This window comes from Mycobacterium sp. NGS66 (genome assembly GCF_059812225.1).
On record NZ_JCALCG010000008.1, the window covers coordinates 1 to 9,648 of the forward strand.

The 9,648-nt window shown below is 66.7% G+C and carries 4 protein-coding genes; 3 read left to right on the forward strand and 1 reads right to left on the reverse strand.

What is annotated here, in order from left to right; all coding sequences use genetic code 11:
* A partial coding sequence (locus AC5Y2L_RS16010) for a KR domain-containing protein (protein ID WP_499936836.1) occupies positions 1 to 760 on the forward strand: 760 nt, incomplete at its 5' end.
* Positions 761 to 1,036: 276 nt separating this feature from the next.
* On the opposite strand, the gene AC5Y2L_RS16015 is transcribed toward AC5Y2L_RS16010, so the two are convergent.
* Positions 1,037 to 1,267 carry an MbtH family protein gene (locus tag AC5Y2L_RS16015; RefSeq protein ID WP_499936835.1) on the reverse strand — a complete coding sequence of 77 codons (231 nt, stop codon included), beginning with the start codon at positions 1,265 to 1,267 and terminating at the stop codon, positions 1,037 to 1,039.
* 627 nt (positions 1,268 to 1,894) lie between these two features.
* Here AC5Y2L_RS16015 and pks2 point away from each other — a divergent pair.
* Together pks2 and AC5Y2L_RS16025 are read left to right on the forward strand one after the other, a co-directional pair.
* Positions 1,895 to 8,170 (forward strand): sulfolipid-1 biosynthesis phthioceranic/hydroxyphthioceranic acid synthase, encoded by a 6,276-nt coding sequence (gene pks2, locus AC5Y2L_RS16020; protein WP_499936831.1) that lies wholly within the window; start codon positions 1,895 to 1,897, stop codon positions 8,168 to 8,170.
* 52 nt (positions 8,171 to 8,222) lie between these two features.
* On the forward strand, positions 8,223 to 9,644 hold the full coding sequence (locus AC5Y2L_RS16025) for a hypothetical protein (protein ID WP_499936830.1): 1,422 nt from the start codon (positions 8,223 to 8,225) through the stop codon (positions 9,642 to 9,644).
* The last annotated feature ends 4 nt before the right edge of the window (positions 9,645 to 9,648 follow it).

Genomic DNA, 9,648 nt, shown 5'->3' on the forward strand with positions numbered 1-9,648 from the left:
GGTGGTCGAAGACGCCACCTTGACCAACATCACCGACGAACTCATCGAGCGTGACTGGGCGCCAAAGGTTTACGGCGCCTGGAACTTGCACGCCGCCACCGCAGACCAGCCGCTGGACTGGTTTTGCTCGTTCTCCTCGGCCGCCGCCCTGGTCGGTTCGCCCGGACAAGGCGCCTACGCCGCGGCCAACAGCTGGCTCGATGCCTTCACCCGCTGGCGACACGCCCAGGGCCTACCGGCCACCGCCATCGCCTGGGGCCCCTGGGCACAGATCGGCCGTGCCACCGCATTGGCCGAGGACAGCGAGGGGGCGATCGCTCCCGAGGAAGGTGCTCACGCGTTGGAAGTACTGCTGCGCCACGACCGCCCCTTCACCGCGTATGCGCAATTCCTGGGCAGCCCGCAGTTGACCGCCTTGGCCCAACACAGCCCCTTCGCCGAAATTCTCGGCTCCGCCAGGCAAAACCCAACGGGCACAAGCGGGTTGCGCGCGGAGCTCGCCGGACTGCCCCCCGCCGAGTGGCCCGCCCGGCTGCGGCGCTTCCTTTCGGACCAGGTCAACGTGATCCTGCGGCGCAACATCGATCTCGACCGTCCGCTCGCCGAGTACGGCGTCGACTCACTCGGCGCCCTGGAACTCAGTACCCGCATCGAGGCCGAAACCGGAATAAGCCTCACTTCCGGCAAAGTCTCTGCAACCACCATTCGCGATCTGGCAGAGGTACTGTACGAAAGGCTGGCGCCCGCGCAAGCCGTCTAGACGCCGACTTTCGGTTGTTGACTCGCGGACCTGCCGGGACCTGATCGTTGCGCCAACGCCGAAATTGCCTTTTTGAAAATGGCCTGTCCTACGCGTCCACCGCTGGATAGGCGCGTGAATCAGAGACCGACGCGGGTGTCGGTTACCAGCGCACTCAGATGGCTCGCTCTCGCTGCGGCAGAACATGTACTGCACGCTGTGCCCGGCGCTCCCCGCGCTAGTGCAAGCGCCTTTCTTTTGGTATCAGATTTTGGTATCAGACCCCGACCAAACGGTTTAGTTATCAGAGGCCCGCTGCGCTGCCAGCCGGTCGCGCAGGCTCTTCGGCCGTATGTCTGGCCAGTTTTGTTCGATGTAATCCAGGCACGCTGCGCGATCGGCTTCACCGAAAACCACCCGCCAGCCAGCTGGGACATCGGCGAAAGTCGGCCACAGGCTGTGCTGCTCTTCGTCGTTGATCAAGACGAAGAACGTGCCATTGTCGTCGTCGAACGGGTTAACGCTCACAGTTCCCCTAAAGCACCTAGTCGAGCTGACTCAAACCTTCCAAACCATACTGGAAGCCAACAGGACAAGCCGGGGTTTCAACAAAGTTCGCACCGCTGCGAATCGCCGACAATCCGTACCACGTCAATCGACGGCGAGTGTGCGGTCGGCTGACGCCGCGTTCGTTCACCGCCGCCGACCGCGGCGGCGAGCAGGCGGTCGCGTAATCGAAATGTCCGGACCGGCATACCGGCACCACTGCGCGTGGAGCCGGGGTCGGCCCGAGCAACAGGACCTGCGGCCCGGTACTGCGCAGCTGCTGCACCAGCCAGGTTAAGCCGTCGATCCGTGCGGGCTCGCATGACGTCATTCCCGACAGCCCAATGTCTTGCACCAACACGGCGCACAGCGTCAATCGTGCGACCCTCGCACCGAGTTCAGCCACATCACGATTGGGTAACAACCCGATCAGTTATCCATAAGCCCTCACGCGGTGCGTAATACCCTCCCTCTGCTTCCAGGCCGCCGGCGGCCCGGCTCGGGGAGGCCATCAATCGGGCGTGATGTAGCAACCTGGGTAGCCGACAAGCTGCCGCGTCTTGCGTCGGAAGGCGGAAAAGGCCAGGTAGTCATGCTGTAGGAGGCGGAATGGTTCCATCTCGAGCGATCGATGATGGTGTGCATCGCCCAGGTTCACCGGATTCTTCGCCCGAGGTCGCCGAACCCGTCACCGCAATTGCCGTCATCGGCATGGCCTGCCGCCTTCCCGGCGGAATCGATTCGCCGGAGCGGCTGTGGGAGGCGCTGCTGCGCGGGGCTGACCTGATCACCGAAATCCCGGCCGACCGCTGGGATGCCGAGGAATACTACGACCCCGAGTCCGGGGTGCCGGGACGGTCGGTGTCCAAGTGGGGCTCGTTCCTGGACGACGTCGCCGGATTCGACGCCGAATTCTTCGGCATCGACGAGAGCGAAGCTACCGCGATCGACCCGCAGCACCGCCTGTTGCTGGAAACCTCTTGGGAGGCAGTGGAACACGCGGGTTTCGACCCCGCCGATCTGGCCGGTTCGCAAACCGGCGTGTACGTGGGTTTGACGCACGACGACTATCTGTTGGTGGCGGCCGACGCACACGCATTGGACGGGCCACACGGCTTCCTGGGCAACAGTCACAGCATGGCGTCCGGACGCATCGCCGAGGCCATGGACCTGCGCGGTCAGGCGATATCGGTGGACACCGCATGTTCGTCCGGCCTGGTCACCGTGCACATGGCATGCCGCAGCCTGCATGAAGGCGAATGCGATCTGGCGCTGGCGGGCGGCGTTTCCCTCACGCTGGACCCACGCCGATACGCCGCGGATTCGGCCGGTGGCATGCTGTCTCCGACCGGCCACTGCCAGGCGTTCGACGCCGCCGCGGACGGATTCGTGCCGAGCGACGGTTGCGCGATGGTGCTGCTCAAGCGGCTGCCGGATGCGCTGCACGATGGTGACCGAATCCTGGCTGTGGTGCGCGGGACCGCCGTGAACAACGGTGGTCGTACGGCGAACAGCAGCACGCCGTCGCGGTCGGCGCAAGTCGCCGCGTATCGGGCCGCGTTGGCCGCTGCGGGCGTGGACGCCGACACGGTCGGCATGGTGGAGGCCCACGGCGCCGGCACGCCACCGGGCGACCTGATCGAATTCGCCAGCCTGGCAGAGGTTTACGGCATCGACGGCCCCTGCGCACTGACCTCCGCGAAGGCCAATTTCGGGCATAGCCAATCGACTTCGGGAACCTTGGGCTTGATCAAGGCGGTCCTGGCACTACAACACGGCATGGTCCCGCAGAGTCTGCACTTCTCCGGCCTGCCGGACGAGCTGGCCCCAACCAAGACCAACCTTTATGTGCCGCAAGACAATACACCGTGGCCGAGCGATGATAACCGACCGCGACGGGCGGCAGTCTCGGCCTACGGGTTCTCTGGAACCAACGCTCACGCAATTCTGGAGCAAGCCCCCGAGCCCGCCGAAACCCACGCGGCGTCACTGCCCGACCGGGCGCCGCTGCTGTTTCCGCTGTCGTCCACCTCGGCCGACGAGCTGCGCCGCACCGCCGACAGGCTGGCCGACTGGGTGCAAGCACATGACGACGCTGCGCTGACGGACCTGTCCTATACCCTTGCCCGCCGGCGCGGGCACCGGCCGGTGCGCACGACGGTCGTCGCCGGCAGCACCGATGAGCTGCTGGCTCGGTTGCGCGAGATCGCCCACAGCGATACGTCCTACCCGTCCGCGCCCGGACGCGATGACCGCGGTCCGGTGTGGGTGTTTCCGGGGCAGGGCTCACAATGGGCGGCGATGGGCGCGCGCCTGCTCGCCAGCGAGCCGGTGTTTGCCGCGACCGTCGCGGCGGCCGAGCCGCTGATTGCCCACGAGTCGGGGTTTTCGGTGACCGAGGCAATGACGGCGCCCGAGGTAGTGACCGGTGTGGACCGGGTCCAGCCGACGCTGTTCGCCATGCAGGTCGCGCTGGCGGCCACGATGGAGTCCTACGGAGTGCGCCCGGGCGCGATCATCGGACAGTCGCTGGGCGAGGCCGCCGCGGCGGTGGTGGCGGGGGCGCTGTCCCTGGAAGACGGGGTCCGCGTCGTCTGCCGCACCTCGCGGTTGATGTCCCGCATCACCGGGTCCGGTGCCATGGCATTGGTGATAATGCCCGCCCAGCAAGTGCTTTCGGAGTTGATGACGCACGGGATCAAGGGCGTCGCGATGTCGGTGGTGGCCTCACCGGAGTCGACGGTGATCGGCGGGCCGGCCGAGACGGTGCGCGAACTGGTGGAGGCCTGGCAGGCGCGGGAAGTGCTGGCGCGCGAGGTGATCGCCGATTTGGCATGGCACACTCCACAAGTTCAACCGATCCTTGACGAATTGGCGGAGGCGCTGGCAGATCTCGCCCCGAGGACACCGGCAGTCCCGTTCTACTCGACGAGCCTGTTCGACCCCCATGAGCAGCCGGTATGCGGGGCCCGGTACTGGGTGGACAATGTGCGCCGCACGGTGCGGCTGGCCGCGGCGGTCCAGGCGGCTTTGCAGGACGGCTTCCGGGTTTTCGCCGAGCTGGCACCGCATCCCCTGCTCAACCGCGCCCTGGTGCAAAACGCCCGCGGCCTCGATATCTCGGTGTCCGCGCTGGCCAGCTTGCACCGCGACGAGGAGTTGCCGCATGGGCTGCGGGGGTTCCTGGCGGATTTGCACAGTGCGGGCGCCGCCGTCGACTTCTCGGTGCTCTATCCCAGTGGGCGGCTGGTGGATGCGCCGCTGCCGACGTGGACGCATCGGCGGCTGTGGTTGGACCGGGACACTCAGGAAGCCTCCCCCGGCCACGCCGGTTGCACCGTTTCCGTCCATCCACTGTTGGGCCAGCATGTGCGCTTGCACGAGGAGCCGGAACGGCACGTGTGGCAGACGGAGGTCGGTACCGCGGCCGCGCCCTGGCTTAGCGATGGCCAAACCTCTTCTGCTGCACGGCTTCCCAGGGCGGCCTACTGCGAGATGGCGGTGGTGGCGGCACGCACTGTGCTGGGCCAGGAGGCCGAGGTCCGCGACATCCGCTTCCATGATGAGCGGCCACTGGAGGAGCAGACCACCTTCGACGCCGAGGCGTCTGTCGTATCGCCGGGCGTCGTGGACTTCACCGTGGCCACCAACCACGGTGCGCAACATGTGCGGCGCGCGACGGCAGCCCTTTACGCCGCGCCGGACGAGCAGCCACCTGCGCACGATATGGCCGCACTTCTCGCCGCGCATCCGACTGGCCGCGATGAGGCGTTCACCGGTCTGGGCATGGTCCACACCGGCGATGCAGCAGCTGGCACGGTGCTGGCCGAGGTCGCATTGCCACGCGAAATCCGCTCGCAGCAAGATGTTTTCGACGTGCATCCGGTGCTCCTGGACGCTTGTTTTCAAAGCGTTGCCGCTCATCCCGGCGTCGAGTCCAGCGACCGGGACGCCCCGGCGTTGCCGCTGGGCATCCGGCGGCTGCGGGCCTACGACACGGCCCGCAACGCCCACTACTGCTACACCCGAGTGACCGGAGCCGACGACTCCTCCATCGAGGCCGACCTCGAATTGCTCGACGAGCACGGCGCGGTCCTCGTCGTCGTAGCGGGGTTGCGGTTGCGCACCCGAGTCTCGGCGAAAGAGGCCAGAGACCGCGTGCTGGCCGAGCGGCTGGTGGCGATGGATTGGCAGCCGCGACAACTGCCCGACGTCGAATACGCCGACGCCGGTACCTGGCTGCTGATCAGCACTGCCGCCATCGCCGATGTGCTTGCAACCACCTTGGCGGACGCCCTGAAAAGTCATGGCGCGCAATGCACCACCATGTGCTGGCCGCCGCATGCCGACCACGCCTCCAGCAGCCAGCATCTTCGGAATCTGCTGCTTGGCAATGGGTTTACCGGTGTGGTTGTTTTGACCGAGCCGGAGAAGCGCGACGCGGGTGACCAATTCCCGCAGCGTGGCCGCGAGCAGGTGAGGCATTTGACACGCATCACCGGCGAATTCAGTGATCTGCCTGGCAACTGGCCTCGGCTCTATGTCGTGACCCGCTCCGCCCACGCCGTACTCGCCGACGAGACGCCGAACCTGGAACAGGCTGGGCTCAGGGGTTTGATCCGGGTGGCCGGCGCTGAGCACCCCCACTTGCAGGCCACTCAGATCGATCTGGACACCGACGTCGACGCCGAACAACTTGCAGCCCAACTGCTGGTCGGATCCGCGGAAGACGAAACCGCCTGGCGCAACGGCGCATGGTATACGGCGAGGTTGTCGCCCAGCCCGCTGCGCGCCGACGAGCGACGGACCGCCGTGCTCGACCACGACCGCGCTGGGATGCGGCTGCGAGTCCACGCCCCGGGCGATTTGGACAGCATGGAACTGGTTGCGTGCGAACGGATTCCGCCGGGTCCCGGCCAGATCGAGGTGGCCGTCAGCGCGTCGGGCGTCAGTTTCGCCGATGCGCTGGTCGCGTCTGGCCGCTACGGCGACGGGGCGCAGCTGGGCAGCGATTTCGCCGGGGTGGTGACCGCCGTCGGCACTGGGGTGGCAGGGCTCCGAGTGGGCGATCGCGTCGGCGGTCTTTGCCCCAGCGGGTCATGGGGCACGTTTGTGACCTGTGACGCCCGACTGGCAGTTCCGTTGCCGGGCGGGCTGTCTGAACAACAGGCGGCCGCGGTGACCACCGCCGGCGGCACCGCCTGGTACGGGCTGCACGAGTTGGCCCGCATCGAGGCCGGCGAGAAGGTGTTGATTCATTCCGCGACCGGCGGCATCGGGCAGGCGGCCGTCGCCATCGCCCGCGCTGCCAGAGCCGACATCTTTGCTACCGCGGGAACCGAGCAACACCGACAATTGCTGCGCGACATGGGGATTGAGCACGTTTACGATTCGAGAAGCATCGCGTTCGCGGAGCAGATCCGCCACGACACCGACGGCTACGGTGTGGATGTCGTGCTCAACTCGGCCACCGGTGCCGTCCAGCGCGCCGGGTTCGAATTGCTGGCGCACGGTGGCCGCTTCGTCGAGATCGGCAAACGCGACATCCACCGCGACATTCGGCTCGGCCGCGCGCCCTTGCAACGCAACCTCACGTTTTATGCCCTGGATCTGGCGGTGCTGGCGCAGAGCCACCCCCATCGGTTGCACACGCTGTTGAGCACGGTCTACCGGCTCGCCGCCGAAGGCGTGCTACCGGTTCCGAAGAGCAGGCACTACCCGCTGGCGGAGGCCGCGACTGCCATGCGGGTGCTGAGCAGCGACCAGCACACCGGGAAGATTGTGCTCGACATTCCGCGGACCGGGAGCAGCCTCGTGACCGTGCCACCGGAGCAGGCCCCGGTGTTTCGGCGCGACGGCGCCTATATCGTCACCGACGGTCCGGGTGGCCTCGAAATCCTTAGCATCCTGCTGGCGGCACGGATGGCTGATGCCGGCTGCGGTCGTATCGTGCTGTGTTCCCGCTCCCAGCCGCCTGCCGATGCTCGGGAGATCGAGCGGATCCGTGCCGGCGGCGCCGACCTGGTGGTGGAGTTCGCCGATATCGCTGAAGCGGCCACCGCCGACAGGTTGGTGGCCGCAGCCACGGCCAGCGGTCTTGCCTTACGCGGGGTGCTGCACACCGCGGCGGTTGCCGAGGATGCCCCCTTGACCACGTTGACCACCCTGACCGACGAGCTGATCGAGCGGACGTGGGCGCCCAAGGTGGGCGGCGCCTGGAACCTGCACCACGCCACCGCCGGGCACCCGCTGGACTGGTTTTGCGTGTTCTCCTCGGCGGCCGCGCTGGTGGGCGCCGCCGGACACGGTGCCGCCGCGGCGGCCAACAGCTGGCTCGACGGCTTCACCCTGTGGCGACGGGCCCAAGGCCTGCCCGCCACCGCGATCGCCTGGGACCGGTGGGACGCCATCACCCCCGACGAGGGCGCTTACGCCTTCGAAACACTGCTGCGCTACGACCGCGGCCACGCCGGCTATCTGGCGACCGCCTGGCTGGCCGCAACCGCCCAGCACAGTCCGTTCGCCCTGGCCTTCACCGAAGACCAAAAGACAACCGGCACAACCAAATTGCGTGCCGAGCTGGATGTGTTGCCGTTGGCCGAGTGGCCCACCCGACTGCGGCGGGTGATCTCCGATCAGGTCAACCTGATCCTGCGTCGCAACGTCGACGAAGACCGGCCGCTCTCCGAATACGGGATGGACTCGCTGGGCGCTCATGAACTACGCACCCGCATCGAATCCGAAACCGGCATACGCATCACTTTCACCGACCTCGCCGACATCGGTACGATCCGCGGCCTCGCAGAACTGCTGAGCGAGAGGATGGCAAGCGCTCAAGACATGAACACCGAAAGAGCGTATGAGTTGATGGAACAGCATGAATAATCGCTACATGCCGACACTCCGCAAAATCGAACCATGTGCGGCGAGGTGATCGGTGCCGACCCGGATACTTTCCGCGCGAACGTCTTTGACTAGTCGGGCAGCGAACGGCGCCACCCGGCCGGACAATCGGCTTACCTACGTGGACCAGGCCTTGTTCACCGGCCAGCGTGTGACCGGCCCCAAACAAGTCATGCAGGTCGTGGGAGTCTATGAGCACCCCATCGATCTGGACGGGCTGAGGCGCTTCAACCGTAACCTCGGATACGGGTTGTTAGGGCGGCGCGTCGAACGCTCCCCGCTGCCGTTTGCCCGGTACAGGTGGGTCCTGGATCGCGGACCCTCGGATATCGATATCGCCGAAAACCCGCGCCCCCGTTCCGAACTCAGCGACTGGGCTGACGAACGCACCCAAGTCCCGGTCGATCCGGAATGGGGGCCCACTTGGCATCTCGCCGTGCTCCCGCTCACCGACGGTTCGACCGGATTCAGCTTGCTGATCTCGCACTACGTCCTCGACGGTCTCGGGCTGGTGCTATCGATACTCGATGCGATTCTGGGCAACAGGCTCGATCTTGGCTATCCGCTGCCACATTCACGCACTCGACTGCGCGCGATGGTCGAGGATGCCCGCCAAACGGCGCGGCAAGCGCCCGAGGTTGCCCGGGCCGTTGTTGCGGCGGCAAAGCAGGGCCGTGCGCATCGGCAGGACATCGCCCGATCCCGGACAAAGCGACCCCGGGCCCGCACGGAACGCAACACCGCCACGGCCGCGGACGGCTTCGTCGTCGTGCCGAACGTGACCGTCTTGGTCGAGCTCGACGACTGGGACACCCGTGCGCAGGCGCTCGGCGGCACCAGCAAGACGCTGGTCGCCGGGTTCGTCGCGAAATTCGCGGAGCACATCGGCCGCCGCCGTGCCAGCGATGGCGCCGTGATGCTGCAACTCCCGATGAGCACCCGCACCGACGGCGATACCCGCGCGAACGCGGTGTCGTTTGTTCGGGTCAGCGTCGACACGTCGCAGGTGACGACGGATCTGCGGGAACTGCGCGCCGCCATCAAGCACGCGCTGCAGACGATGCCGGAAACACCCAACGACGCGGCGCTACTGGCTCCGCTGATCCCGTTCGTACCCAAACGCGTGCTGAAACGGCTGGGCGAGGTGGACGATGCGGTGCTCGGCGAAGATCTGCCCGTGCTGTGCTCCAATCTCGGCGAGCTCGGCGCGGTCGTGTGCCGCCTGGATGGCACCGACGCCGAATACGTCACCGGACGACTGGCCTTCCAGCAGCTGACGCGGCAGTGGCTGGACCGCATGGGCGGCCTGATGACGGTGCAGTCGTGGCGGCTGCCCGACAGGATCATCATCAGCATCGGGGCCTACCAGCCGGGCGCGGAGAACACCAAGCCCGCCATGCGGGACATCGCGAAGCGCACGCTGGACGACTTCAACCTGACCGGCCAGATCGACTGACAGC

Bases quoted from the DNA above. Each gene is read 5' to 3' on its own strand.
- pks2 (WP_499936831.1), top strand. From the start codon at position 1,895: ATGGTTCCATCTCGAGCGATCGATGATGGTGTGCATCGCCCAGGTTCA.